The organism is Streptomyces sp. NPDC058955 (assembly GCF_042741435.1).
Lineage (GTDB): Bacteria > Actinomycetota > Actinomycetes > Streptomycetales > Streptomycetaceae > Streptomyces.
The window spans coordinates 14,622-39,184 of the sequence record NZ_JBHYKM010000062.1 but is presented as its reverse complement, the minus strand read 5'-3'; the positions used below and the strand labels follow the sequence as shown (position 1 = coordinate 39,184).

General features: G+C 74.3%; 22 protein-coding genes. 14 read left to right on the top strand and 8 right to left on the bottom strand.

All coding sequences use genetic code 11. The features are described from left to right. Window positions 1-12 precede the first annotated feature (12 nt). Together gltB and ACFW1I_RS22895 are read left to right on the top strand one after the other, a co-directional pair. The gene (gene gltB / locus ACFW1I_RS22900) at window positions 13-4,587 is read left to right on the top strand and encodes a glutamate synthase large subunit (RefSeq protein ID WP_384672888.1); all 4,575 of its coding nucleotides are present in this window, start codon (window positions 13-15) and stop codon (window positions 4,585-4,587) included. After that, a complete protein-coding gene (locus ACFW1I_RS22895) occupies window positions 4,580-6,040 on the top strand; it encodes a glutamate synthase subunit beta (RefSeq protein ID WP_384672886.1) in 1,461 nt (486 codons plus the stop codon). The genes gltB and ACFW1I_RS22895 overlap by 8 nt, the downstream gene beginning before the upstream one ends. Window positions 6,041-6,112: 72 nt before the next feature. Here the strand turns inward: ACFW1I_RS22895 and ACFW1I_RS22890 are convergent, their stop codons facing one another. Further along, window positions 6,113-7,252, bottom strand: coding sequence for an LLM class flavin-dependent oxidoreductase (locus ACFW1I_RS22890; RefSeq protein ID WP_384672883.1), 1,140 nt, complete (start codon window positions 7,250-7,252; stop codon window positions 6,113-6,115). Window positions 7,253-7,343: 91 nt separating this feature from the next. Between ACFW1I_RS22890 and ACFW1I_RS22885 the strand changes: the two genes are divergently transcribed. Both ACFW1I_RS22885 and ACFW1I_RS22880 read left to right on the top strand, forming a co-directional pair. Further along, window positions 7,344-7,949, top strand: coding sequence for a PadR family transcriptional regulator (locus tag ACFW1I_RS22885; protein WP_384672880.1), 606 nt, complete (start codon window positions 7,344-7,346; stop codon window positions 7,947-7,949). A gap of 1 nt (window position 7,950) precedes the next feature. Next, on the top strand, window positions 7,951-8,670 hold the full coding sequence (locus tag ACFW1I_RS22880) for a VWA domain-containing protein (protein ID WP_384672878.1): 720 nt from the start codon (window positions 7,951-7,953) through the stop codon (window positions 8,668-8,670). Here ACFW1I_RS22880 and ACFW1I_RS22875 read toward each other — a convergent pair. After that, entirely contained in the window at window positions 8,665-9,573 is a 909-nt protein-coding gene (locus ACFW1I_RS22875) for an aldo/keto reductase (protein ID WP_384672876.1), read from the bottom strand. The two genes, ACFW1I_RS22880 and ACFW1I_RS22875, sit on opposite strands and share 6 nt — an antisense overlap. Window positions 9,574-9,680: 107 nt before the next feature. Between ACFW1I_RS22875 and ACFW1I_RS22870 the strand changes: the two genes are divergently transcribed. The 4 genes from ACFW1I_RS22870 (at window position 9,681) to ACFW1I_RS22855 (ending at window position 11,793) form a co-directional block, all read left to right on the top strand. Next, window positions 9,681-10,049, top strand: a complete 369-nt coding sequence (locus ACFW1I_RS22870) for a MerR family transcriptional regulator (RefSeq protein WP_384672875.1) — start codon at window positions 9,681-9,683, stop codon at window positions 10,047-10,049. A 53-nt stretch (window positions 10,050-10,102) separates the two neighbouring features. Beyond that, complete coding sequence (locus ACFW1I_RS22865) at window positions 10,103-10,480, top strand: VOC family protein (RefSeq protein ID WP_384672872.1); 378 nt, start codon at window positions 10,103-10,105, stop codon at window positions 10,478-10,480. Between the two features lie 143 nt (window positions 10,481-10,623). Further along, entirely contained in the window at window positions 10,624-11,136 is a 513-nt protein-coding gene (locus ACFW1I_RS22860; RefSeq protein ID WP_384672870.1) for a pyridoxamine 5'-phosphate oxidase family protein, read from the top strand. A gap of 39 nt (window positions 11,137-11,175) precedes the next feature. Continuing rightward, the gene (locus tag ACFW1I_RS22855) at window positions 11,176-11,793 is read left to right on the top strand and encodes a TetR/AcrR family transcriptional regulator (protein ID WP_384672868.1); all 618 of its coding nucleotides are present in this window, start codon (window positions 11,176-11,178) and stop codon (window positions 11,791-11,793) included. An 87-nt stretch (window positions 11,794-11,880) separates the two neighbouring features. Here the strand turns inward: ACFW1I_RS22855 and ACFW1I_RS22850 are convergent, their stop codons facing one another. Continuing rightward, window positions 11,881-12,774: a tyrosine-protein phosphatase gene (locus ACFW1I_RS22850; protein WP_384672865.1), complete on the bottom strand. Its 894-nt coding sequence runs from the start codon at window positions 12,772-12,774 to the stop codon at window positions 11,881-11,883. 250 nt (window positions 12,775-13,024) lie between these two features. Here ACFW1I_RS22850 and ACFW1I_RS22845 point away from each other — a divergent pair, with 250 nt between their 5' ends. Next, on the top strand, window positions 13,025-13,900 hold the full coding sequence (locus ACFW1I_RS22845) for an SDR family oxidoreductase (RefSeq protein ID WP_384672863.1): 876 nt from the start codon (window positions 13,025-13,027) through the stop codon (window positions 13,898-13,900). 55 nt (window positions 13,901-13,955) lie between these two features. On the opposite strand, the gene ACFW1I_RS22840 is transcribed toward ACFW1I_RS22845, so the two are convergent. Beyond that, window positions 13,956-14,468, bottom strand: a complete 513-nt coding sequence (locus tag ACFW1I_RS22840; RefSeq protein WP_384672861.1) for a MarR family winged helix-turn-helix transcriptional regulator — start codon at window positions 14,466-14,468, stop codon at window positions 13,956-13,958. A gap of 125 nt (window positions 14,469-14,593) precedes the next feature. Here ACFW1I_RS22840 and ACFW1I_RS22835 point away from each other — a divergent pair, with 125 nt between their 5' ends. Continuing rightward, window positions 14,594-15,985: an MFS transporter gene (locus ACFW1I_RS22835; protein WP_384672859.1), complete on the top strand. Its 1,392-nt coding sequence runs from the start codon at window positions 14,594-14,596 to the stop codon at window positions 15,983-15,985. Between the two features lie 22 nt (window positions 15,986-16,007). Here the strand turns inward: ACFW1I_RS22835 and ACFW1I_RS22830 are convergent, their stop codons facing one another. Genes ACFW1I_RS22830 through ACFW1I_RS22820 form a run of 3 tightly spaced genes read right to left on the bottom strand, consistent with a single transcriptional unit; the run spans window position 16,008 to window position 19,252 of the window. Continuing rightward, entirely contained in the window at window positions 16,008-17,477 is a 1,470-nt protein-coding gene (locus ACFW1I_RS22830) for an ankyrin repeat domain-containing protein (protein ID WP_384672857.1), read from the bottom strand. Window positions 17,478-17,530: 53 nt separating this feature from the next. Further along, window positions 17,531-18,289: a class I SAM-dependent methyltransferase gene (locus tag ACFW1I_RS22825; protein WP_384672855.1), complete on the bottom strand. Its 759-nt coding sequence runs from the start codon at window positions 18,287-18,289 to the stop codon at window positions 17,531-17,533. Window positions 18,290-18,346: 57 nt separating this feature from the next. Next, window positions 18,347-19,252 (bottom strand): hypothetical protein, encoded by a 906-nt coding sequence (locus ACFW1I_RS22820; RefSeq protein WP_384672853.1) that lies wholly within the window; start codon window positions 19,250-19,252, stop codon window positions 18,347-18,349. A 216-nt stretch (window positions 19,253-19,468) separates the two neighbouring features. On the opposite strand from ACFW1I_RS22820, the gene ACFW1I_RS22815 reads away from it, so the two are divergent. After that, on the top strand, window positions 19,469-20,254 hold the full coding sequence (locus ACFW1I_RS22815; RefSeq protein WP_384672850.1) for a S1 family peptidase: 786 nt from the start codon (window positions 19,469-19,471) through the stop codon (window positions 20,252-20,254). A gap of 190 nt (window positions 20,255-20,444) precedes the next feature. On the opposite strand, the gene ACFW1I_RS22810 is transcribed toward ACFW1I_RS22815, so the two are convergent. Continuing rightward, window positions 20,445-22,199, bottom strand: coding sequence for a beta-galactosidase family protein (locus ACFW1I_RS22810; protein WP_384672848.1), 1,755 nt, complete (start codon window positions 22,197-22,199; stop codon window positions 20,445-20,447). 130 nt (window positions 22,200-22,329) lie between these two features. Here ACFW1I_RS22810 and ACFW1I_RS22805 point away from each other — a divergent pair, with 130 nt between their 5' ends. From ACFW1I_RS22805 to ACFW1I_RS22795, 3 genes are read left to right on the top strand one after another with little or no spacing between them, the layout of a single operon-like run. Beyond that, window positions 22,330-23,217, top strand: a complete 888-nt coding sequence (locus ACFW1I_RS22805; protein ID WP_384672845.1) for a helix-turn-helix domain-containing protein — start codon at window positions 22,330-22,332, stop codon at window positions 23,215-23,217. 11 nt (window positions 23,218-23,228) lie between these two features. Beyond that, window positions 23,229-23,555, top strand: a complete 327-nt coding sequence (locus ACFW1I_RS22800) for a chorismate mutase (RefSeq protein ID WP_031002643.1) — start codon at window positions 23,229-23,231, stop codon at window positions 23,553-23,555. Continuing rightward, on the top strand, window positions 23,555-24,544 hold the full coding sequence (locus ACFW1I_RS22795) for an asparaginase domain-containing protein (RefSeq protein ID WP_384672843.1): 990 nt from the start codon (window positions 23,555-23,557) through the stop codon (window positions 24,542-24,544). Before ACFW1I_RS22800 ends, ACFW1I_RS22795 begins: the two co-directional genes overlap by 1 nt. Window positions 24,545-24,563 lie beyond the last annotated feature (19 nt).

Here is a 24,563-nt window from a genome sequence, read left to right as displayed (position 1 = left end):
ACGGGAGAGCCGATGCGTTCCGACGCCTGGTCGCCCATGGACGGTCGCCCCGCCCCCCAGGGGATGTACGACCCCCGTAACGAACACGACGCCTGTGGTGTCGGGTTCGTGGCCACCCTCACCGGTGTGGCCAGCCACGCGCTGGTCGAGCAGGCGCTGACCGTACTGCGCAACCTCGAGCACCGCGGCGCCACCGGCTCCGAGCCCGACTCCGGAGACGGCGCCGGCATCCTGCTCCAGGTCCCGGACGCCTTCTTCCGCGAGGTCACCGACTTCGAGCTGCCCGCGGCCGGCGCGTACGCGGTGGGCACCGCCTTCCTCCCCGTCGACAGCGCCGACGAGACCGCCGCCGCGATCGAGACGATCGCCGCCGACGAGGGCCTCACCGTCCTCGGCTGGCGCGAGGTCCCCGTCGCCCCCGGCCTGCTCGGCGCCACCGCCCGCTCCACCATGCCGGCCTTCCGCCAGGTCTTCGTGACCGACGGGGAGTCCACCGGCATCGCGCTGGACCGCAAGGCGTTCGCGCTCCGCAAGCGCGCCGAGCGCGAGGCCGCGACGTACTTCCCGTCGCTCTCCGCCCGCACCCTCGTCTACAAGGGGATGCTCACCACCGGGCAGCTGGAGCCCTTCTTCCCGGACCTGTCGGACCGGCGTCTGGCCTCCGCCATCGCCCTCGTCCACTCCCGGTTCTCCACCAACACCTTCCCGAGCTGGCCGCTCGCCCACCCGTACCGCTTCGTCGCCCACAACGGCGAGATCAACACGGTCAAGGGCAACCGCAACTGGATGACCGCCCGCGAGGCCCAGCTCGCCACCGACGTCTTCGGCGCGAGCAAGGCCGGCAAGGGCCTGGAGCGGATCTTCCCGATCTGCACCCCGGACGCCTCCGACACCGCCTCCTTCGACGAGGTCCTGGAGCTGCTCCACCTCGGCGGCCGTTCGCTGCCGCACGCCGTCCTGATGATGGTCCCCGAGGCGTGGGAGAACCACGACTCCATGGACCCCGCGCGGCACGCCTTCTACCAGTACCACTCCACGATGATGGAGCCCTGGGACGGCCCCGCCTGCGTCACCTTCACCGACGGCGTCCAGGTCGGCGCGGTCCTCGACCGCAACGGCCTGCGCCCCGGCCGCTACTGGGTCACCGACGAGGGCCTCGTCGTCCTCTCCTCCGAGGTCGGCGTCCTCGACATCGACCCCGCCAAGGTCGTCCGCAAGGGCCGCCTCCAGCCCGGCAAGATGTTCCTCGTCGACACCGTCGAGCACCGCATCATCGAGGACGACGAGATCAAGGCCGGCCTCGCCGCCGAGCAGCCGTACGCCGAGTGGCTGGAGACCGGGGAGATCGAGCTCTCCGACCTCCCCGAGCGCGAGCACATCGTGCACACCCACGCCTCGGTCACCCGCCGCCAGCAGACCTTCGGCTACACCGAGGAAGAACTCCGCGTCATCCTCGCCCCGATGGCCCGCACCGGCGCCGAGCCGATCGGCTCCATGGGCACCGACTCGCCGATCGCGGCCCTCTCCGAGCGCCCCCGGCTGCTCTTCGACTACTTCACCCAGCTCTTCGCGCAGGTCACCAACCCGCCGCTGGACGCCATCCGGGAAGAGCTCGTCACCTCGCTGCGCTCCTCCCTCGGCCCCCAGGGCAACCTGCTCGACCCGACCGCGGCCTCCTGTCGCTCGGTCACCCTGCCCTTCCCGGTGATCGACAACGACGAGCTCGCCAAGCTCATCCACATCAACCACGACGGCGACATGCCGGGCATGAAGGCCGCCACGCTCTCCGGCCTCTACCGGGTCTCCGGCGGCGGCGAGGCCCTCGCCGCCCGCATCGACGCCATCTGCGCCGAGGCCGACGCGGCCATCGAGGGCGGCGCCCGCCTGATCGTCCTCTCCGACCGGCACTCCGACGCCGAGCACGCGCCGATCCCGTCGCTGCTGCTCACCGCGGCCGTCCACCACCACCTCATCCGCACCAAGCAGCGCACCATGGTGGGCCTGCTGGTCGAGGCCGGTGACGTCCGCGAGGTCCACCATGTCGCCCTGCTCATCGGCTACGGCGCCGCGGCGGTCAACCCGTACCTGGCCATGGAGTCCGTCGAGGACCTGCTCCGCGCCGGCACCTTCCTGTCGGACATCGAGCCCGAGCAGGCCATCCGCAACCTGATCTACGCCCTCGGCAAGGGCGTCCTCAAGGTCATGTCGAAGATGGGCATCTCCACCGTCGCCTCCTACCGCGGCGCCCAGGTCTTCGAGGCCGTCGGCCTCGACGAGCAGTTCGTCGCCCGCTACTTCAACGGCACCGCCACCAAGATCGGCGGCGCGGGCCTGGACGTCGTCGCGAAGGAGGTCGCCGCCCGGCACGCCAAGGCGTACCCGGCCACCGGCATCGCCTCCGCGCACCGCGCCCTGGAGATCGGCGGCGAGTACCAGTGGCGCCGCGAGGGCGAGCCGCACCTCTTCGACCCGGAGACCGTCTTCCGCCTCCAGCACGCCACGCGGAACAAGCGGTACGACATCTTCAAGAAGTACACGGACCGGGTGAACGAGCAGTCCGAGCGCCTGATGACGCTCCGCGGCCTGTTCGGCTTCGCCACCGAGGGCCGCACCCCGATCTCGATCGACGAGGTCGAGCCGGTCTCCGAGATCGTCAAGCGCTTCTCCACCGGCGCCATGTCGTACGGCTCCATCTCCCAGGAGGCGCACGAGACCCTCGCCATCGCCATGAACCGGCTCGGCGGCAAGTCGAACACCGGTGAGGGCGGCGAGGACTCGGACCGCCTGTACGACCCGGCGCGCCGCTCCGCGATCAAGCAGGTCGCCTCCGGCCGCTTCGGCGTCACCTCCGAGTACCTGGTCAACGCCGACGACATCCAGATCAAGATGGCCCAGGGCGCCAAGCCCGGCGAGGGCGGCCAGCTGCCCGGCCACAAGGTCTACCCGTGGGTCGCCAGGACGCGTCACTCGACGCCCGGCGTCGGCCTCATCTCGCCGCCGCCGCACCACGACATCTACTCCATCGAGGACCTGGCCCAGCTGATCCACGACCTGAAGAACGCCAACCCGTCGGCCCGCATCCACGTGAAGCTGGTCTCCGAGGTCGGCGTCGGCACGGTCGCGGCCGGCGTGTCCAAGGCCCACGCGGACGTCGTCCTCATCTCCGGCCACGACGGCGGCACCGGCGCCTCGCCGCTGACCTCGCTGAAGCACGCGGGCGGCCCCTGGGAGCTCGGCCTCGCCGAGACCCAGCAGACCCTGCTGCTCAACGGCCTGCGCGACCGGATCGTCGTCCAGACCGACGGCCAGCTGAAGACCGGCCGCGACGTCGTCGTCGCCGCGCTGCTCGGCGCCGAGGAGTTCGGTTTCGCGACCGCGCCGCTCGTCGTCTCCGGCTGCGTCATGATGCGCGTCTGCCACCTCGACACCTGCCCGGTCGGCATCGCCACCCAGAACCCGGTCCTCCGCGACCGCTTCTCCGGCAAGGCCGAGTACGTCGTCAACTTCTTCGAGTTCATCGCGCAGGAGGTCCGCGAGCTCCTCGCCGAGCTGGGCTTCCGCACGATCGAGGAGGCCGTCGGCCACGCCGAGCTGCTCGACACCAGCCGGGCCGTCTCCCACTGGAAGGCGCAGGGCCTCGACCTGGAGCCGCTCTTCTACGTGCCGGAGCTGCCCGAGGGCGCGGTCCGCCACGCCCTGGTCGAGCAGGACCACGGCCTGGAGAAGGCGCTCGACAACGAGCTGATCCAGCTCGCCGCCGAGGCGCTGAACGCCGCCTCCGCCGAGCAGGCCCAGCCGGTCCGCGCCCAGGTCGCGATCCGCAACATCAACCGCACGGTCGGCACCATGCTCGGCCACGAGGTGACCAAGAAGTTCGGCGGCGCCGGCCTCCCGGCCGACACCATCGACCTCACCTTCACCGGCTCCGCCGGCCAGTCCTTCGGCGCCTTCCTGCCGGCCGGCGTGACCCTCCGCCTGGAGGGCGACGCCAACGACTTCGTCGGCAAGGGCCTCTCCGGCGGCCGCGTGATCGTCCGCCCGGACCGGGGCGCCGACCACCTGGCCGAGTACTCCACCATCGCGGGCAACACCATCGCGTACGGTGCCACCGGCGGCGAGCTCTTCCTGCGCGGCCGCACCGGCGAGCGGTTCTGCGTCCGCAACTCCGGCGCCCTGGTCGTCTCGGAGGGCGTGGGCGACCACGGCTGCGAGTACATGACCGGCGGCACGGCGGTCGTCCTCGGCGAGACCGGCCGCAACTTCGCGGCGGGCATGTCCGGCGGCGTCGCCTACGTCATCGACCTCGACCGGAACCACGTCAACTCCGGCAACCAGGGCGCGATCGAGGCCCCGTCGGACGCCGACAAGGCGTGGCTGCACGACGTCGTGCGCCGCCACCAGGAGGAGACCGGCTCCACCGTCGCCGAGAAGCTCCTGGCCGACTGGGACGCGGCGGTGAGCCGCTTCAGCAAGATCATCCCGACCACGTACAAGGCAGTGCTCGCCGCCAAGGACGCCGCTGAGCTCGCCGGTCTCTCCGAGCGGGAGACCACCGAGAAGATGATGGAGGCGGCGACCCATGGCTGACCCGAAGGGCTTTCTCACCACCGGCCGCGAGGTCGCCGAGACCCGCCCCGTCGCGGAGCGCGTCCGCGACTGGAACGAGGTCTACGTCCCCGGCTCCCTGCTGCCGATCATCAGCAAGCAGGCCGGCCGCTGCATGGACTGCGGCATCCCGTTCTGCCACAACGGCTGCCCGCTCGGGAACCTGATCCCCGAGTGGAACGACTACGCCTACCGCGAGGACTGGTCGGCGGCGTCCGAGCGCCTCCACGCCACCAACAACTTCCCGGAGTTCACCGGCCGCCTGTGCCCGGCTCCGTGCGAGTCGGCGTGCGTGCTCGGCATCAACCAGCCGGCCGTCACCATCAAGAACGTCGAAGTCTCCATCATCGACAAGGCGTGGGACGCCAACGACGTCAGGCCGCAGGCGCCCGAGCGCCTCTCCGGCAAGACCGTCGCGGTCATCGGCTCCGGCCCGGCCGGCCTCGCCGCCGCCCAGCAGCTGACCCGGGCCGGCCACACCGTGGTCGTGTACGAGCGCGCCGACCGCATCGGCGGCCTGCTGCGCTACGGCATCCCCGAGTTCAAGATGGAGAAGCGGCACATCAACCGCCGCATCGAGCAGATGCGCGCGGAGGGCACCAAGTTCCGCACCGGCGTCGAGGTCGGCCGCGACGTCACCGCCACCGACCTGCGCAAGCGGTTCGACGCGGTCGTGGTCGCCGCCGGCGCCACCACCGCCCGCGACCTGCCGGTGCCGGGCCGCGAGCTCAAGGGCATCCACCAGGCGATGGAGTACCTGCCGCTCGCCAACAAGGTCGTCGAGGGCGACTTCGTGGCCTCGCCGATCAGCGCCGAGGGCAAGCACGTCGTCGTCATCGGCGGCGGCGACACCGGCGCCGACTGCGTCGGCACCGCCCACCGCCAGGGCGCGGCCTCCGTCACCCAGCTGGAGATCATGCCGAAGCCGGGCGAGGAGCGGAACGCCAACCAGCCCTGGCCGACCTTCCCCATGCTCTACAAGGTCACCTCGGCGCACGAGGAGGGCGGCGAACGGGTCTACTCCGTCTCCACCACCCACTTCGAGGGCGACGAGGACGGCAACGTCCAGTACCTCCACCTGGTCGAGGTCGAGTTCGTCGACGGCAAGCTGACCCAGAAGCCCGGCACCGAGCGGAAGATCCCCGCCCAGCTGGTCACCCTCGCCATGGGCTTCACCGGCACCGACGTCCAGAACGGCCTGGTCGCCCAGTTCGGCGTCGACCTCGACGAGCGGGGCAACATCGCCCGCGACGCCGAGTTCGCCACCAACGTCGACGGCGTCTACGTCGCCGGCGACGCCGGCCGCGGCCAGTCGCTGATCGTCTGGGCCATCGCCGAGGGCCGCTCCGCCGCCCGCGGCGTCGACCGCTACCTCACCGGCGCCAGCTCCCTGCCGGCCCCGATCCGCCCGACGGACCGCTCCCTGCTGGTCTGACCGGCCCCACCGAACGTCCCGTACAACGGCGTACGGAACCGAACGACGCCCGCCCCGTCCCCGACCAAGGACTCAGGGGCGGGCGTCGTGGTGTGCCGCCCCGGCCCGGAAGCGCGGGATGACCCGCTCGCCCCACTGCCGGATGGTCTCCAGACAGACCTCCTGCGGCACCGTGCCCATCTGGATCAGGCACATCACCTCGTCGACGCCGATGTCCCGGAGCCGTTCCACGTAGGCGATCGCCGTCTCCGCGTCGCCGTAGGCGTGGTCGGTGTGGTATGTGCCGGTGTCCACCGGCCGGGCCGGCACGTCCGCCTCGTGCAGCCGGGCCACCAGCTTCTCCCGCTGCTCGGCGAGCGCCCCGGCGTGGTCCTCGTCCTCCGCGTACCCGGTGGGGGCGGGCCCGCCCGCGTACCAGTGGGCGATCGACTCGGCGAAGAAGCGCTGGCCCCGGGTGCCGAGCCGCAGCGCGCGGGCCGCGTCGTCCAGGACGACCGTCGGACAGAGCGCCGAGAAGTGGTCGTTGACCTCCGTGGAGACGAAGAGGGAGCCGTCGCGGGCGGCGCGGGCCGCGTCGTACACCTCCCGCATCGCCCGCACGTCCTCGGCGCCGGCGAACCCGAGGACCAGCGCCCCGACGCCGAGTTCGGCCGCCCGCCGGACCGAGTCGTGCCGTGAGCAGGCCATGAAGAGCGGCGGGTGCGGGGTCTGGACCGGGCGGGGCAGCACCGCGCCCGGGCCGATGTCCAGCGTGCCGCGCCACGTGAACTCCTCCTCCCGCCAGGCCGCCGCGAGGATCCGCAGCGCCTCCTCGGTCTGCGCGCGGGTGTCCTCGGGCCGCACCCCGAACATCCGCATCTCCTGACGGGTCGCGCCGCGCCCGGCACCGACGTCGACCCGCCCGCCGGACAGGACGTCGAGCATCGCGGTCCGTTCGGCCGTCCGGACCGGATGCTGGTAGCCGAACGGCATGGTGACCACGCCGTGCCCGACGCGGATCCGCTCGGTCCTGGCCGCCACCCAGGTCAGGAAGATCTCGGAGGCGCTCATGTGCGCGTACCGCGTGAGGGAGTGGTGCTCCACCGCCCAGATCCGGTCGAAGCCCATCTCCTCGGCGAGGACGGCCTGTTCGACGCAGTCACGGAGCACCTGGTGCTCGCGGGCGGGGGTCGGGTCGACGAGCTGTGCTTCGAAGATCATGGAGAACTTCACGGGCTGCTCCTCCCGTTGATGGCTCGTATGCCTAGTCGAAATACTTCTAGCAGGCATAGAGAGGAGGGGGAAGGGCCGTAGACTGCCGCCCGTGGTGGACGTGGAGGACGACGACGCGACCGTGCCGGGACTTCCCGCGACGAGCTGGGCCGTGCTCGGACTGCTCTCCTTCGGACGGGAGTTGTCCGGCTACGACGTCAAGAAATGGGCCGACCGCTCGCTCGGGCTCTTCTACTGGAGCCCGTCCTTCAGCCAGGTCTACAGCGAGCTGCGCCGCCTGGAGACCGCCGGATACGCCACCTCCCGCCTGGTCGCCCCCGAATCCGGCAGCCGCGACAAGCGGGTCTACCGCATCACCGGCGAGGGCCTGGCCGCCGTCCGCGCCTGGGCCGGAACCGCCCCCGTCGATCCGCCCGTCCTCAAGCACGGGCCGCTGCTGCGGCTCTGGCTCGGCCACCTCCTGGAGCCCGCCCGGATCCGCGAGATCCTGGCCGGCCACCGCGACCACGCCGAGACCCTGCGCCGGCGCGCCGCCGCCGACGCGGCCGAGGCCGGGGCGGACGAGGCGTGGGCGTACCCGCTGCTCGCCCTCACCTGGGCCGAGCGGTACCACGCCGCCGAACGCGACCTGGCCGACGCCATGCTCGCGGACATCGAGAGGGCCGAGAAGGCCGAGAGAGCCGAGGGGGAGCGCTGACATGGCACTGAGCCTGCGCAAGGTCGAGGAGACCGCGCCCGCGCTGGTCAGTCTGTACAAGACGGCCGGGGAGTCGCTGCGCCGGCACGGCGTCGACGGGCAGCGCGTCGCCGTGTACCTGGTCGTCGACTACTCCGGCTCGATGAAGCCCTACTACAACGACGGCAGCGTCCAGGCCCTCGCCGACCGGGTCCTCGGGCTCTCCGCCCAGCTCGACGACGACGGCCGGGTGCCGGTCGTCTTCTTCTCGACCGACGTCGACGCCGAGACCGAGATCCGGCTCGACGACCACCAGGGGCGGGTCGACCGGATCGTCTCCGGGCTCGGTCACATGGGCAAGACCAGCTACCACCTCGCCATGGACGCGGTCATCGACCACTACCTCGACAGCGGGGCCACCGCGCCCGCCCTCGTCGTCTTCCAGACCGACGGCGGGCCGATCAACCGGCTGGCCGCCGAGCGGTACGTCTGCAAGGCGGCCCGGCTGCCGCTCTTCTGGCAGTTCGTCGGCTTCGGCGACCCCGGCAGCAAGCAGTTCGACTTCCTGCGCCGGCTCGACGAACTCGCCGTCCCCGAGCGGCGGTGCGTCGACAACTCCGGCTTCTTCCACGCCGGGAAGGACCCCGGCCGGATCGCGGACGCGGAGCTGTACGACCGGCTGGTCGCCGAGTTCCCCCGCTGGCTCACCGCCGCCCGCGCCCAGGGCATCGTCCGGTCATGACGCCGACGCGGCCGACAGGCGGGCGAACTGCGCGTCCGTGAGCCGTACGTCCAGCGCGCCCAGGTTCTCCTTCAGATGGCGCTCGGAGGAGGTGCCGGGGATCGGCAGGACGTGCGGCGCCCGGTGCAGCAGCCAGGCCAGCGCCGTCTGCGACGGGGTGGCCCCGACCTCGCGGGCCACCTCGGCGACCGGCCCGTCCGGACCCGTGTGCCCGCCCATCGCGACCGGGAAGAACGGCACGAACGCGATCCCGCGCCCGGCGGTGTGCTCCAGGACCGCCTCGTGGTCGCGGGCCGCGAGGTTGTACAGGTTCTGCACCGCCGCGACCGGCGCCACCGCCTCGGCCTCGGTCAGCTGCGCCACCGTCACCTCGGAGAGGCCGATGTGCCGGACCTTCCCCTCCTCCTGGAGCCGCCGCAGGGCCCCGACCTGCTCGGCCACCGGCACGTTCTCGTCCAGCCGGTGCAGATAGAGCAGGTCGATCCGCTCGGTGCGCAGCCGGCGCAGGCTCAGCTCGGCCTGCTGGCGCAGATAGGCGGGATGGCCGAGCGGCACCCACTCGGTGGGGGAGGGCCGCACCACGCCCACCTTGGTCGCGACGGCGACCTCGTCCCCGTACGGGGCGAGCGCCTCGGCCAGCAGGTCCTCGCCCGCGCCCAGGGCGTAGGCGTCCGCCGTGTCGAAGAGCGTCACCCCGGCCTCGGCGGCCGTCCGCAGCAGCCGGACCGCCGCCGCCCGGTCGGCCGGCGCCGTCCAGATCCGCGCCTCGGGTCCGGTGGGGTCCCCGGGGCCGTCGGCGAGCCGCATGGTGCCGTAGCCGATGCGGCGGACCGGGAGATCGCCGCCGATCCGGAAGGTGTCGGAGAGGATGGAGGTGTTCGAGTCGTTCGTGTGCGTCGTCATGGGGGAGACGCTAGGAGCTCACATGGATGTGAGCTTCAAGCTCCGACCGGGCGCTGTGAGGGGGGTCACATGGAGATCGGGGGATCGCGTGAAGGGTGGGGGACCGCATGAAGATCGGTGAGCTGTCGAAGGAGACCGGCGTCGCCGTCCGGCTGCTCCGCTACTACGAGGAGCAGGGCCTGCTCGTCCCGGACCGCACGCCGGGCGGCCAGCGCCGCTACGGCCCCGACGCCCCGGCCGTGGTCCGCCGGATCCGCGCCCTCCTGGGCGCCGGCCTCCCCACCCGGGTCATCTCCGAGGTGCTCGACTGCGTCTGCGGCAGCGAGGCGGAGATCGAGCCCTGCCTCAGCCCCCTCCTGGTGGCCCGGCTCGACGCGATCGACGCCCGGATATCCGACCTCCAGGGCGCCCGCTCCTCGCTGGCCGCCCTGGTCGCCGCCACCGAGGGCAAGGGCCTGGCGGACGCCGGCGGGTGACGGGTCGTCGCGATCCCCTGGCCGCCGTCCCGGCCGCCGGGGATCATGACGCCATGAGCTCTCTCGTACGCCACGTGACCATCGACTGTGCCGACGCCCACGCCCTCGCCTCGTTCTGGGCGGAGGTCCTGGACGGCAGGCTCGCCGACGACGACCACCCCGGGGACCCCGAGGCCACCGTCGAGTCGGCGGGCGCCTCGCTGCTCTTCATCCGGGTCCCCGAGGGGAAGTCGGTGAAGAACCGGGTCCACCTCGACCTCCAGCCGCAGGACCGGACCCGGGACGAGGAGGTCGAGCGGCTGCTCGCGCTCGGGGCGAGGCTGATCGGCGACCACCGGAGGCCGGACGGGACGGGCTGGGCGACGATGGCCGACCCGGAGGGCAACGAGTTCTGCGTGGAGCGGAGCAAGGCGGAGCGGGCGGGTTCCTGACCGCTGCCCCGGGCCGGCGGGGCGGGCCGGGCGGATGCCTGACCGCTCCCGCGGCGCGGTGGGGTGGGCCGGTGTCCGACCGCTTCTGAACGCCCGGAGCAATCCAGACAGAAGATGGCGGGTATCCGGTGTTTCCTGGGATCATGCCTGACACCGGAACCCTCACCTGGGCGGCCTTCGAGGCCGCCGAACCCGCCCTCGCCGCCACCGTGCGGGAGCGCTTCGGGCAGTACACCCACCACGCCCTCGCCACCCTCCGGAAGGACGGCTCGCCGCGGCTCAGCGGCATCGAGGCCGACTTCCGGGGCGGCGAGCTGTGGCTCGGCATGATGCCGAACTCGCGGAAGGCGCTCGACCTGCGGCGCGACCCCCGGTTCTCGCTGCTCGCCAACCCCGGCGCCGGCACCGACATGGGCGGCGGGGACGTCCGGATCTCCGGGCGGGCCGTCGAGGTCACCGACCCCGCCGAGGTCGCGCGGTACGCCGCGGAGGCCGGGGCGCCGCTGCCCTTCCACCTCTTCCGGGTGGAGCCCGCCGAGGTCGTACGGACCTGGGTGGAGGGCGACGAGATCTGCTTCACCACCTGGCGCCCCGGGCGCGCGCCGCGCACCCTGCGGCGCGGCAACGACGACGCCCCGCCGCGCGAGGACGGCTGAGCCCGCCACCGGCCGCCCCGGACCGACGACAATGGGCGGGTGTCAGCGACCAAGAAGAAGAACCAGGTGAACGCCGCCGCGCCCGAGCGGCGCCGCGAACTCCTCGACACCGCCGCCGAGGTGTTCGCCGCCCAGGGCTACAACGCCACCACCGTCCGCAAGATCGCGGACGCCGCCGGCATGCTCGCCGGCAGCCTCTACTACCACTTCGACTCCAAGGAGTCGATGCTGGACGAGATCCTCTCCACCTTCCTCACCGAGCTGTGGGAGGGGTACGACGCCGTCCTCGCCGCCGGTCTCGGCCCCCGGGAGACGGTCGAGGCGCTCGTGACCGAGTCCTTCCGCGAGATCGACCGGCACCGCGCCGCCGTCGCCATCTACCAGAAGGAGTCCCGGCACCTCACCGACCTGCCCCGGTTCGCCTATCTCGCGGACTCGCAGAGCCGGTTCGAGAAGGCGTGGCTCGGCACGCTGGAGCGCGGGGTGGCGGACGGCGTGTTCCGGGCCGACCTCGACATCCGGCTCACCTACCGCTTCCTCCGCGACACCGTCTGGGTCGCGGCCTCCTGGTACCGGCCGGGCGGACACCACGGCCCCGAGGAGATCGCCCGCCAGTACCTGTCGATGGTCCTGGACGGGATCGCCGTACGCGCCTGACCCGCCCGGCCGTCGCCCGTGCCGGGCGGGCAGGGGGCGTCGTACGCGGGCGGGCGCGGCCCCCGCACGGGCCGCGCCGCACCCGCGTCAGCCGGCCAGCCGCTCCCGCAGACCCGTCAGGGTGCGCAGGTCCAGGCCCAGGCCGGCCGTCACATAGCGGTACAGGCCGCCGTAGCCGGAGCGGACCTCCGCGAGGGCCGCGTCCAGGTACTCCAGGCGGACCTCCTGGAGCGGCACGATCAGCTCCGGGTTCTGCATCAGGCCCGCCGCCTTCAGGCCCTCGCGGACCCGGGCGTCGTGTGCGGCGCGGATCGTGTTGGAGGCCAGGTAGTCCTCGGTGGCGAGCCGCTCCGGCACCCCGACGAGCCGCAGGACCAGCCAACTCGTCCAGCCGGTGCGGTCCTTGCCCGAGGTGCAGTGGTAGAGCACCGGGCCCGCGCCGGGCGCGGCCAGCTCGCGCAGGGTCCGCCCGAAGGCGTCCCGGTTCGCCGCGTCGGTGACGAAGGTGCGGTAGACGTCCGCCATGAAGGCCGCGGCGCGGCCGCCGCCCAGCATCTCCTCCTGCCGCACCGGGTCGCGCGAGCCGATCGCGGCGAGCAGCTGCCCGAAGAGGCCGTTGTCGGTGACCGGCCGGGAGACGGCGGTGACCCCGGCGGGCAGCCGGTCGGCCCCGTCGTACCCGACCTCCATCGGGATCCGGAAGTCGATGGCCCCGGACAGCCCGAGTCCGCCGAGCGTGGTCACGTCGGCGTCGGTCAGCTTGCCGAGGTGGTCGGCCCGGTAGACGAGGCCCTGCCGGACCCGCGCGCCGTCGTAGGTGGGGTATCCGCCCAGGTCGCGGACGTTCACCGCGCCCTGGAGCGGGATCTGGCGGATCGGGCTCGTGGTCCGGGGGCGAGCGGCGGCGGCGGACGGCGCGACGGACGCCACGAGGGCGGCGGCTCCGGCGGTGGTCAGCAGTGCGCGTCTCGACAGGGACATGCGGACTCCCTTGCTGAGGGGGAAAGGGGTTCGGTCGGGCGCGGGGTGCAGACACGCGGGAGCGCGTCCGCTATTTTCCCACCAAACGTTTGTTAGGCGGCTTCCCGGTGAGGAAGGTAGCAGCCGACGGGCCGGACGGGGAGGGGCGTGCCCGTCCCGGTCGGAACGGCCTTCCGGTCGCGCCGGGGTGCCGCCGCTGGTCCGTACCGGAGCGACCGTGGCGTCGCGACAGCCGTGAGGGAGAACCGAGATGGGGATCTGTGAGGGCCGCGTGGTCGTCGTGACCGGAGCGGGCCGGGGGCTCGGGCGGGCGCACGCGCTCGCCTTCGCCGCCGAGGGCGCCCGGGTCGTCGTCAACGACCTCGGCGTCGGCCTCGACGGCACGCCCGGACCCGACAGCCCGGCCACCGCCGTCGTCGAGGAGATCAGGGCCGCCGGCGGCGAGGCCGTCGCCCACGGCGGCGACATCGCCTCCACCGAGGGCGCCGGCTCGCTCGTCGCCGCCGCCCTCGACGCCTTCGGCCGGCTCGACACCCTGGTCTGCAACGCCGGCTTCCTGCGCGACCGGATGCTGGTCAACCTCGACGAGAAGGACTGGGACGCGGTGATGCGCGTCCACGCCAAGGGGCACTTCCTGCCGCTGCGGTACGCCGCCGCGCACTGGCGGGCCGAGGCGAAGGCGGGGCGGACGCCCGAGGCGCGGGTCGTGCAGACGACCTCCGGCGCGGGGCTCCTGGGCAGCGTCGGGCAGGGGAACTACGCGGCGGCCAAGGCGGCCGTCGTCGGCCTCACCCTGGTCGCCGCCGCCGAACTCGCCCGGTACGGCGTGCAGGTCAACGCCGTCGCCCCGGCCGCCCGCACCCGGATGACCGAGCGGGTCTTCGACGGCCTCCAGGCGCTCCCCGAGGACGTCTCCCCGCTGGTGGTCTGGCTCGGCTCGGCGGGCTCGGCGGGCGTCACCGGCCGGGTCTTCGAGGCCGAGGGCGGCCGGCTGACGGTGATGGAGGGCTGGCGCCCGGGCCCGGGCGAGTCCAGCGGCGGCCGCAGGACCCCGGCGGAAGCGGGGGAGACCGCCCGCAAACTCCTGGCCCTCGCGGAGCCGCCGCAGCCGGTGTACGGGGCGTAGCCCGCCCGTCTTCCCGGCTCGCCCGCCCGGTCCTCCGGCTCGCCCGCCCGGTCTGCTAGTCCTCCGGGTCCGCGAGGCGGCGGGTCGCGGCGCGCTGGCGCTCGGTGGCGCCGGTCAGGAAGCGCAGCACCGTGCGCAGTTCGGCGGTGCTGAACTCCTCGTACAGCTCGTGCACTTCGCGGGCCCAGTCGTCGAAGAGCGGGGCGAGTTCGGCCAGTTTCTCGGGGCGGGGCTCGATCAGCACCCGGCGCTTGTCCGTCGGGTGCTTCACCCTGCGGACGTACCCCTTGCGCTCCAGGCGGTCGACCAGGCCGGTGACGGAGGCGGGGGCGAGGCCGGAGTGCCCGGCCAGCTCCTTCGCGGTGAGCGGGCCGTGCCGTTCGAGCAGGTCGAGCGTCTTGGTCTCGGTGGCGCCCAGGTCCTGCCGGGCGGCGATGGCGGTGTGGAAGGCGACCGAGGCCGCGCTGGAGTCGCGGCCGGCGGTGGTCAGCGCGGCGACGACCTCCGCCCGCTCCCGGCCGTCCTGCCCGTTCTGGCCGTCCTGCCCGTCCTGGGTCTGCTCGCTCATGGCGGCAGCCTAGCAAAATTCATTTCGTTCGCTCGAACGAAAGACTTGTGATCACCGCTCGGGGCGTGGGATCTTTATTTCGTTCGCACGAACGAAATATTCAATGAGGCCCTGGAGGGGTTCCCATGCCGTCCCTGACCGTGTCGAGCGCCCCCGTCGCCGACACCGCCCACCCGCGCCGCTGGGCCGCCGCCGCCGTCATGATGACCGCCGCCCTGATGGATCTGGTCGACGTCACGATCGTCAACGTCGCCCTGCCCTCCCTCGGGCAGGGCCTCGGCGCCTCCGAGAGCGCCCTGCAGTGGACGGTCTCCGCCTACCTCCTCGGCTTCGCCGCCACCCTCGTCGTCGCCGGCCGGCTCGGCGACCGCCACGGCCGGCGCCCGCTCTTCCTCGCCGGCACCGCCGCCTTCGGCCTCGCCAGCCTGGCCTGCGGACTCGCCCAGACCCCCGGCCAGCTGATCGCCGCCCGCGCCGTGCAGGGGGTGGCCGCCGCCGTCCTCATGCCGCAGGTCCTCGGCTCCTTCCACAGCCTCTTCCGGGGCCGGGAGCGCGGCAAGGTCTTCGGGATGTACGGGGCCGTGGCCGGCCTCGCCTCCGCGCTGGGCCTGCTGCTCGGCGGGGTCCTCACCGACGCCGACCTCCTCGGCCTCGGCTGGCGCACGGTCTTCCTGGTGAACGTCCCCGTGGCCGCCCTCACCCTCGCGGCCGCCGTCGTCCTCGTCCCGGCCACCCGCGAGCGCTCCACGACCCGCCCGCCGGTCCTCGGCAGCCTGGTCCTCGCCGCCGGCCTGGTCGCCGTCGTCCTCCCGCTGGTCCAGGGCCGCGAGTGGGACTGGCCGCTGTGGGGCTGGGGCGTGCTCGCGGCCGGCGCCCTCGCGGTGGCCGGCGTCGCCGCCCGCGGCTCGGTGATCCCGCGCCGCGTCCTCACCGTCCCGGCCTTCTCCCTCGGCCTCGCCGTCCAGCTCCTCTTCGCCCTCGGCATGCAGGGCTTCTTCCTGGTCCTCGCGCTGTGGCTGCAGGGCGGCCAGGGCTACACCCCGACCCAGGCGGGCGTCCTCATGGTCGCCTTCTCCGCCGGCGGCTTCCTCACCGCGCCCGTCGCCGAACCGCTCGCCGTGAAGCTCGGCCGGTACGTCCCCGCCGTCGGCGCGGTCCTGATGGGCGCCGGCTACGGCTGGGTCTGGTACGCCATGGAGCACGCGTCCCCGCACGCCACCGCCGCCTGGCCGCTCGTCCCCGGCCTCGTCGTCGCCGGCGCCGGGCTCGGACTCCTCGTCGTCCCGCTGGTGAACATCGTGCTCTCCGCCGCACCCGTCGAACTCGCCGGCGGCGCCTCCGGGGTCTTCTCCACCGCCCAGCAGTTCGGCGGAGCCCTCGGCGCGGCCGTCGTCGGCACCGCCTACTTCGCCGACCTGTCCGTCGCGGCGGCCCTCCCGTGGGTCCTCGGCGCCTACGCCCTCACCGCCCTGCTCAGCCTCGGCCTGCCGCGTACGGCGGTGACCGAAGGCGCGTGAACGGACCTTCCCCCGCGGCCGTCTAGCGGCGGCGCGGGGGGATCCATTCCAGCCGGGTCCTGACCCGGGCGTCGCGCACGAACTCCAGGGCGGCCAGCGCCGTCTCGCGGGGCGCGCCGTCCGGGGCGCCGTCCGCCAGGACCGCCGCCAGCGCGTCCACCGCCCGCGGGTCCCGGCGGATCGCGAGCCCGCGGGCCGCCTCCGCCGCCGTCTCCGGATCGGGGTCGGCGAGCCGCTCCGCCAGCGCCTCCCGCACCAGCGGCGTGTCGTCCGGCAGTTCGGCGAGGGCCAGCACCGCCCAGTCCCGCACCCGCGCGTCCCCGTCCCGGCTCAGCGCGAGCAGCACCCCCAGGGCGTCCATGTCGCCGGCCGGTACGAGCCCCGCCAGCGCCCCCGCCGCCGCCCGCCGCACCTCCGGGTCCGGATGGGCCGCGGCGCCCAGCAGCTCCGGCACCGCGGCCGGTTCCGCGCACGCCCCGAGCGCCGTCACCGCCGACAGGAGAGGCTCCCGCGCCGGGCCCGCCGCCTCGGCCGCCAGCCGCCGCAGCACCGGCACCGCGCTCGCCGCGAACCCGGGGAGCGCGCCGAGGATCCGCGCGCCGAGCGCCCGCCGCAGCGGATCGCGGTCGGCGCACCAGCCGGCCGCCACCACGAAGGTCTCCTCGTCGGCGCGCCCGGCGAGTTCGTCCACCGCCGTCGTCCAGTCGTCGAGCTCCGGGTCCCCGCGGCGCAGCGCCCGCGCCGCCAGCTCCTCGGCCGGGGTGCGCAGTCCGAGCGCCGCCTCCAGGAGGGTCGCGACGGCCGCGTGCCCGGTCTGCCGCTCGTCCCCGCGACCGGGCCGCCCGTCCTCCCGCAGCAGCTCGACGACGACGGTGACGCCGCCGTCCTCCCGTACCCGCCGCACCACGGCCTCGTACGTCTCCCCGCCGCCGTTCCCCGCGACGAGCCCGCGCCGCAGCTCGGCCGCCATGTCGACGCCGATCCACCGCAGCGCCTCCCGCAGCGCGGCCTCGGCGTCCCGCGCGCCGTGGTCGAGCAGCGCCCGTACGCAGGCGGTCGAGCCGCGGCGGGCGGCGGCGGTCAGCGGGGCGAGCCCGTCGGGGCCGATCCGATCGGCGTCCGCCCCGGCCGCGAGCAGCACCCGGACGACCTCCGCGTGCCCGAGCCGCACCGCCCAGGCGAGCGCGGTGAAGCCGAACTCCTCCTCCTGGTCGGGCTGGGCCCCCGCCGCGAGCAGCGCCCGCACGGTCCCCGCGTGCCCGCCGCAGGCCGCGCCGCAGAGCGGCAGGTCGCCGCCGTCCGGACCGCTCGGCCGGCCCGGGTCGGCGCCGGCGGCGAGCAGCAGCCGCACGATCCCGGGCTCGTCGGCCACCGCCGCGCGATAGAGGGCGGTCTCCCCGTCGTCGGTGGCCTCGGGATCGGCCCCCGCGCGCAGGGCCCGGACGACCGCGTCCTCGTCCCCGCCGGCGATGGCGTCGAACAGCGTGCTCATGACTCCATCCTGACCCGCCGTCCGCTCCCGGCGCACCTTTCCTCCGGCGCCGGTCAGGGCTTGCGGGCCTCGATGAGGAAGCGGGTGGTATGGGCGACGAAGGGGCCCTCCTCGGTGATCCGTGCGTGCAGTTCGCGGAGCCGCTCGCGGTACGCCTCCACGGTGAAGCCCGGCACCATCCAGATCACCTTCCGGAGGAACCAGACCACCGCGCCGATGTCCAGGAACTCGGTCCGCAGCGACTCCGACCGCAGGTCCACCACCTCCAGGCCGGCCGCCTCGGCGGCCCGCCGCGCGTCCTCGGGGTGCCGGGCGCGGCGGGTCCCGGCCGGCTGCGGCCCGAGGAAGTACTCGACCAGCTCGAAGACGCTGGCCGGGCCCACCTGCTGGGAGAGGTAGGTGCCGCCGGGGCGCAGCACCCGCGCGATCTCCTCCCACCACACCGTCACCGGGTGGCGGCTGACGACCAGGTCGAAGGCCGCGTCGCCGAACGGCAGCGGCGGCTCGTCCTCGTCGTGGACGACGACCGCGCCGAGCGGGTGCAGCAGCCGGGTCGCCTTCGCCACGTTGGGCGGCCAGGACTCGGTGGCGGCCGTCGACGGCGGCAGCTTCCCGGCCCCGGCGAGCACCTCGCCGCCGCCGGTCTGGATGTCGAGCGCGGCCGAGGCCCGGGCCAACCGCTCGCCCAGCAGCCGCTGATAGCCCCACGAGGGGCGCTCCTCGGTGGCCCGTCCGTCGAGCCAGGAGAAGTCCCAGCCCTCCATCGGGGCCGCCTCGGCCTCCGCCACCAGGTCTTCGAAGCTTCGCGTCATGTCCGTATCGTCGCCGTCGGCGACGGGGGAGTCGCGGCATTTCCGCCGGTGGCGCGGTCAGCCGGCGCAGTCGAGGACCGTCCCGCACAGTCGGCAGCGGGCGCGCAGGGGGCGGTCGGCGGGGACGCGGAGGCGCTGGTGGCAGACCGGGCAGGGGAAGGCCACGGTCGTCGCCGGGGCGCCGCCGGCGAAGGCGTACGGGGCGCCGGGCGCGGCCCGGCCGAGGCGCCGGTCCAGGGCGTAGCGGCGGCGGGCGGTCCAGGGCGCGTCGGCCAGCGGGGGGAGGCGGCGCTCCCGTTCCGCCTCGGCCCGGCCCCGCCGCCACGCCTCGTACGCGACCGCGCTGGTGAACCAGGGGGACGGGTCCTCGCGGAAGAGCGCGGCCCGCTGCGCGAGGACCCAGCCGAACTCCTCCGGCGTGAGGTAGCCGAGCTTCTGGCTCTCGGCGCCGTCCTGCCGGAAGGCGTCGAGAAGCAGCCATCCGGCGCCGAGGTAGGCGGCGGTGACGTCGGTGAGGATCTCGTTCCGCCCGGTGTCGGGGAAGCCCAGGTCCAGCCGGTGCAGCAGGACATGGGTGAGCTCGTGCGCGAGGGCGGCGCCGATGTCCCGGGGGCGGGCCCGGAAGCGCGCGTTGAGCTCGACCGCGTACGCGGGTCCGGCCGCGGGCTCGACGGTCGCGGCGTGCTCCATCGTCCGGAAGGTCACCACCGTGGGCGCCTCGGGAAGGCGCAGGTGGCGCACCAGGACGCGGGCCACCCGGACGGCGCCGAGCAGCGGGTCCTCGCCGGGGGAGAGGGCCACGTCGGCGGCGGTCACGCTGGCCGGGTACCGGCCGACGCCAGTGGGGCCGAGGCGGCGGTAGAGCGCGGTGAGCGAGGCCCGTACGGCCTCCCGATGGGGGAAGCCGTGCTCCACCCCGTGGGTGTCCCGGCCGACCCGGTCGGCCCTGTGTCGGTCCGTCATGGGCGCTCCCCCTCCCTCTCCACTGTACGGTCCGGCCATGACGTCTGGCCGAAAAGGCTTTCTTGTGGCGGCAGTTGAGGGCTGTCCATAATCCGGACATGCCTTGACGGGCGCATGTCACTCCGGCCGGGGTCGACACCGTCCGCGATCCGTGCGCACCCCACCGCCAGGGCCGCGACCCCCCATGCGAGAACCCCCCACGAGAGAAGGCAGACCGTGCAGAAGAACCGACTCGTCCGCACCCTGCAGAAACTCGCCGCCGCCGGCGCCGTCGCGCTCGCCGCGCTCAGCCTCCAGCCCGTCTCCACCGCCACCGCCGCCCCCGCCCCCGTCGTCGGCGGCACCCGCGCCGCCCAGGGCGAGTTCCCCTGGATGGTCCGGCTCTCCATGGGCTGCGGCGGCTCCCTGATCACCCCCCAGATCGTCCTGACCGCGGCCCACTGCGTCAGCGGCTCCGGCGCCAACACCTCCATCACCGCCACCGCCGGCGTCGTGGACCTCCAGTCGAGCAGCGCCATCAAGGTCCGCTCCACCAAGGTCCTCCAGGCCCCCGGCTACACCGGCAAGGGCAAGGACTGGGCGCTCATCAAGCTCGCCAGCCCCATCACCTCGCTGCCCACCCTGAAGATCGCCGAGACCACCGCGTACAACAGCGGCACCTTCACCGTGGCCGGCTGGGGCGCGGCCCGCGAGGGCGGCTCCCAGCAGCGGTACCTGCTCAAGGCGAACGTGCCCTTCGTCTCGGACGCCTCCTGCCAGGCCGCCTACGGCAGCGACCTCGTCCCGTCCGAGGAGATCTGCGCCGGCTACGACCAGGGCGGGGTCGACACCTGCCAGGGCGACTCCGGCGGCCCGATGTTCCGCAAGGACAACGCCGGCGCCTGGATCCAGGTCGGCATCGTGAGCTGGGGCGAGGGCTGCGCGCGGGCGGGCTACCCCGGCGTCTACACGGAGGTCTCGACCTTCGCCGCCGCGATCAAGTCCGCCGCGGCCACGCTGTAACCCACCCCAGGACCGGGGGGCCCGGGGGGGGCCGACCCCCCCCGGCCCCCGCCCCGCCCCCCGCGCCCCCCCCCACCCCCCCCCCGCCCCGCCCCCCCCGGTATATTGCCCGCCGGGCCCCCGCTTAACCCCCCCCCTGGCCGGGGCCCGGGGGGCGGCACAGCGCCCCGGGGCCCCTCCCCGTCCCCGCTCAGCCCAGCTCCACCCCCTCCGGGCCCTCGCCCTCCACCTCCAGCACCCACACCTCGTTCGCCCCCTCCCGCAGCACCGGCCCCGGCACGAACAGGCCCTCCTGCGGGCCCGCCGCCGGCCAGTACCGGCCCAGGCAGAAGCCGTTCACCCAGACGAAGCCCCGGCCCGCGCCCGGCAGCCGCAGCTCCGCGTCGCCCGCGCCCGCGACCTCCACCGACGCCCGGTACAGCCCCCGCCCGTCGGACCGCTCCGCCGCCTTCCGGAACGGCACCCGGCCGCCCACCGCCTCCGCCGTGAACGCGTCCAGGCGCAGCCCCCGGGCCCGCACCCCGTGCACGTACTGCCGCTCGTGCAGCAGCCCGCCGGTGATCCCCTTCGGCTCGGCGAGCCGCGGCCCGTAGTTCACCCGGCCCAGCGACTCCACCCACAGGTCCACCACGGCCGGGCCCGCCACCGGCTCCGGCAGCACCGCGTCCTCCTCCGTGAGTACCCCGGCGAACACGCCGTCCACCCACACCTGCGCCCGGTCCCGCAGCCCCGTCACCCCGAGCGGATACGGCTGCCGGGGACCCGGCACGGAGAAGCGGTACCGCACCAGACCCCGGTCCACGTCCAGCTCCTCGAAGGCCGGCGGCACCCCCGCCTCGACCTCCGCGCCGCCCAGCGCCGCCAGGACCGCGCCGAGCGACGCCCACTCCGCCAGGTCCGCCCGCGCCAGCGCCGCCAGCCGGGCCGGCGGCTCCGGCACCTCCGGCAGCGGCCCCGCCGCGTACGGCGCGAGCACCTCCCGGAAGCGGTGGAACTTCTCCGTCGGCCGCCCCCACTCGTCCACCGGCGCGTCGTAGTCGTACGAGGTCACCGTCGGCAGCAGCCGCCCGTCGTGCAGGTCGCCGGAGCGGTTCGCGCCCGCCCAGCCGCCGAAGTTCGAGCCCCCGTGCGCCATGTAGACGTTCACCGAGGCCCCGCACGCCAGGATCTCCCGCAGCGCCCCCGCCGCGTCCTCCGCGCCCCGCGCCGTGTGCTCCGTGCCCCAGTGGTCGAACCAGCCGCACCAGAACTCCATGCACATCAGCGGCCCCGACGCCTGGTGCCGCCGCAGCACCGCGAAACCCTCCGCCGCGCCCGAACCGAAGTTCGCCGTCGCCAGCACCCCCGGCACCGAACCGCCCGTCAGCATGTGGTCCTCGGGCCCGTCCGAGGTGAACAGCGGCACCGTCACCCCGCACTCCCGCAGCAGCCCCGCCAGCCACTCCAGATAGCGGGCGTCACTCCCGTAACTCCCGTACTCGTTCTCCACCTGGACCATCACCACCGGCCCGCCCCGGTCCACCTGCCGCGCCACCACCTGCGGCAGCAGCCGCCGGAACCACCGCTCCACCGGCGCCAGGAACTCAGGGTCCCGGGTCCGCACCCGCCGCCCCAGCGGCCCGGTCAGCCAGTGCGGCAGCCCGCCGTTCTCCCACTCGGCGCAGATGTACGGCCCCGGCCGCACGACCGCCCGCATCCCGGCCGCCGCCACCGCGTCCAGGAACCGCCCCAGCGCCTCCGGATCCGCGTACCGGCCCGGCCCCGGCTCGTGCAGGTTCCACGGCACGTACGTCTCCACGCAGTCCAGGCCCATCGCCCGCAGCATCCCCAGCCGGTGCGCCCAGTGCCCCTCGTGCACCCGGAAGTAGTGCAGCGCCCCCGACAGCAGCCGCACCGGCCGCCCGTCGAGCAGAAAGTCCTCGTCACCCACAGCGAACGTGCTCATGGCCTCACCCTCACCCCCTGGCGGCGGGCCGGTCCATGGACAAAGATCGTCGCAGTTTGGACGTTAGACGTCCGGTGCCGGACGTCGGAAGTCCGCCGCCGGAGGGACGCGCGGAAGGGCAGGCCGGCGGATGTACCACACCTGGATGCGCTACTTCACGCCCGGACCCGTCCACCACCGCCTCGGCCTGGTCTGCCTCGGCGTCGGACTCCAGCACGGCCGGCTCCCCGTCGTCGGCCCCCGCACCCTCGACCACCACGTCGCCGTCGTCGTCTCCGCCGGCGGCGGCTGGTACCGCACCGCCGACGGCCGCACCACCCCCGTCGCCGCCCCCGCCCTCCTCTGGCTCACCCCCGGCGTCCCCCACCACTACGGCGCCGACCCCACCACCGGCTGGGACGAGTCCTTCGTCGACTTCACCGGACCCGCCGCCACCACCTACACCGAACTCGGCTACATCGAACCCGACCGGCCCGTCGTCCCGCTCGCCGACGCCGCCCCCGCCCGCGCCGCCATCGGCCGCATCGCCCGCGCCGCCCGCCCCGGCAACCCGCTCCTGGAGGTCGAGACCGCCGCCGCCGTCCACGAACTCCTCGTCGCCCTGCGCCGCGGCCGCGCCGACACCGACGCCGACGGCGACCCCGTCCTCACCGGCCTCGCCCGCGACGCCTTCCAGCCGTACTCCGTCGCCGAACACGCCGCCCGGCACGGCATGACCGCCGCCGAGCTGCGCACCGCCGTCCGCCGCGCCGCCGGATGCAGCCCCAAGGACTACCTGCTCACCGTCCGGCTCGGCCGCGCCAAGGAACTCCTCGCCGCCACCGAGCTGCCCGTCGCCGCCGTCGCCCGGCGCGTCGGCTACGACGACCCCGCCTACTTCTCCCGCCTCTTCACCCGAAGGGTCGGTCTCGCCCCCGTCCGCTTCCGCGAGCAGCAGGGCCGCGCCGTCCACGGCGGCTGGAGCGACCGGGTCCCGGATCCCGAACACCCGCCCACCATCGTCGGGGACTCCGTCTAAGCTCGCTGACCATGAGCGACACCAGGAACGACTCCAGCGACATCGACCCGTCCGTCCGCGCCGAGCTGACCCGGCTGCGCGAGTCGATCGACAACATCGACGCCGCCGTCGTCCACATGCTCGCCGAGCGCTTCAAGTGCACCCAGCAGGTCGGCGTCCTCAAGGCCGAGCACCAGCTGCCGCCCGCCGACCCGGCCCGCGAGGCCCGCCAGATCGCCCGGCTGCGGGAGCTCGCCGAGAGCGCCAAACTGGACCCGGCGTTCGCGGAGAAGCTCCTCAACTTCATCATCGCCGAGGTCATCCGCCACCACGAGACGATCGCGGACGGAGCACGCTGATGGCCCGGGTCACGGTCTTCACCCTCGGCGGCACCATCTCCGCCCGCGGCGGCGAACTGGGCCGGATGACCGGCCCCGAGGTCCTCGCCGCCCTCGGCGCCCCCGACGACGTCGACCTCCGCGACTTCCGCCGGCTCCCCTCCTCCACGCTCACCCCCGAGGACCTCACCGCCCTCGCCGCCGAGGTGAACGAGGCCGTCGCCGCCGGCTCCGGCGTCGTCGTCGTCCAGGGCACCGACACCCTGGAGGAGACCGCCTTCCTCCTCGACCTGCTCTGCCCCACCGAGCAGGCCCCCATCGCCGTCACCGGCGCCATGCGCCGCCCCGACCTGCCCGGCGCCGACGGACCCGCCAACCTCGCCGCCGCGCTCGCCGTCGCCGCCGACCCCGCCTGCCGCGGTCTCGGCGTCCTCGTCGTCCTCGCCGACGAGATCCACGCCGCCCGGCACGCCCGCAAGACCCACACCACCTCCGTCGCCACCTTCGCCTCGCCCGGCTCCGGCCCCCTCGGCACCGTCGTCGAGGGCACCCCGCGGATCCTGCTCCGCCCCACCGTGCCCACCGCGCCCTGCCGGCTCTCCTACGACCCCGCGGTCCGGATCGCCCTCGTCACCCTCACCCTCGGCGACCGCGGCGAACTGCTCTCCGCCGTCGACGACCGCTTCCAGGGCCTCGTCGTCGCCGCCTTCGGCGCCGGCCACGCCCCCGCCTGGCTCGTCGAACCCCTCGCCGAGCTCGCCCGCCGCATCCCGGTCGTCCTCGCCTCCCGCACCGGATCGGGCACCGGCCTCAGCGACACCTACCGCGGCCCCGGCTCCGAGCACGACCTCCTCCACCACGGCCTGATCCCGGCCGGACCCCTCGACCCCGCCAAGGCCCGGCTGCTGCTCGCCGCCCTCGTCTCCAGCGGCGCCGCCTCACCCGCCGGCTACGACCGGCCCCGGATCACCGCCGCCTTCGCCCACCTCGACGGCACCGGCCTCGCCTGACCCCCTCCGGAACCAGGAT

What these genes read in the sequence shown, in the direction of transcription:
- gltB (WP_384672888.1), top strand. Translation starts at nt 13, where the DNA reads ATGCGTTCCGACGCCTGGTCGCCCATGGACGGTCGCCCCGCCCCCCAG.
- ACFW1I_RS22895 (WP_384672886.1), top strand. Translation starts at nt 4,580, where the DNA reads ATGGCTGACCCGAAGGGCTTTCTCACCACCGGCCGCGAGGTCGCCGAG.
- ACFW1I_RS22880 (WP_384672878.1), top strand. Translation starts at nt 7,951, where the DNA reads ATGGCACTGAGCCTGCGCAAGGTCGAGGAGACCGCGCCCGCGCTGGTC.
- ACFW1I_RS22875 (WP_384672876.1), bottom strand. Translation starts at nt 9,573, where the DNA reads ATGACGACGCACACGAACGACTCGAACACCTCCATCCTCTCCGACACC.
- ACFW1I_RS22870 (WP_384672875.1), top strand. Translation starts at nt 9,681, where the DNA reads ATGAAGATCGGTGAGCTGTCGAAGGAGACCGGCGTCGCCGTCCGGCTG.
- ACFW1I_RS22865 (WP_384672872.1), top strand. Translation starts at nt 10,103, where the DNA reads ATGAGCTCTCTCGTACGCCACGTGACCATCGACTGTGCCGACGCCCAC.
- ACFW1I_RS22860 (WP_384672870.1), top strand. Translation starts at nt 10,624, where the DNA reads ATGCCTGACACCGGAACCCTCACCTGGGCGGCCTTCGAGGCCGCCGAA.
- ACFW1I_RS22850 (WP_384672865.1), bottom strand. Translation starts at nt 12,774, where the DNA reads ATGTCCCTGTCGAGACGCGCACTGCTGACCACCGCCGGAGCCGCCGCC.
- ACFW1I_RS22845 (WP_384672863.1), top strand. Translation starts at nt 13,025, where the DNA reads ATGGGGATCTGTGAGGGCCGCGTGGTCGTCGTGACCGGAGCGGGCCGG.
- ACFW1I_RS22840 (WP_384672861.1), bottom strand. Translation starts at nt 14,468, where the DNA reads ATGAGCGAGCAGACCCAGGACGGGCAGGACGGCCAGAACGGGCAGGAC.
- ACFW1I_RS22835 (WP_384672859.1), top strand. Translation starts at nt 14,594, where the DNA reads ATGCCGTCCCTGACCGTGTCGAGCGCCCCCGTCGCCGACACCGCCCAC.
- ACFW1I_RS22830 (WP_384672857.1), bottom strand. Translation starts at nt 17,477, where the DNA reads ATGAGCACGCTGTTCGACGCCATCGCCGGCGGGGACGAGGACGCGGTC.
- ACFW1I_RS22825 (WP_384672855.1), bottom strand. Translation starts at nt 18,289, where the DNA reads ATGACGCGAAGCTTCGAAGACCTGGTGGCGGAGGCCGAGGCGGCCCCG.
- ACFW1I_RS22820 (WP_384672853.1), bottom strand. Translation starts at nt 19,252, where the DNA reads ATGACGGACCGACACAGGGCCGACCGGGTCGGCCGGGACACCCACGGG.
- ACFW1I_RS22810 (WP_384672848.1), bottom strand. Translation starts at nt 22,199, where the DNA reads ATGAGCACGTTCGCTGTGGGTGACGAGGACTTTCTGCTCGACGGGCGG.
- ACFW1I_RS22805 (WP_384672845.1), top strand. Translation starts at nt 22,330, where the DNA reads ATGTACCACACCTGGATGCGCTACTTCACGCCCGGACCCGTCCACCAC.
- ACFW1I_RS22800 (WP_031002643.1), top strand. Translation starts at nt 23,229, where the DNA reads ATGAGCGACACCAGGAACGACTCCAGCGACATCGACCCGTCCGTCCGC.
- ACFW1I_RS22795 (WP_384672843.1), top strand. Translation starts at nt 23,555, where the DNA reads ATGGCCCGGGTCACGGTCTTCACCCTCGGCGGCACCATCTCCGCCCGC.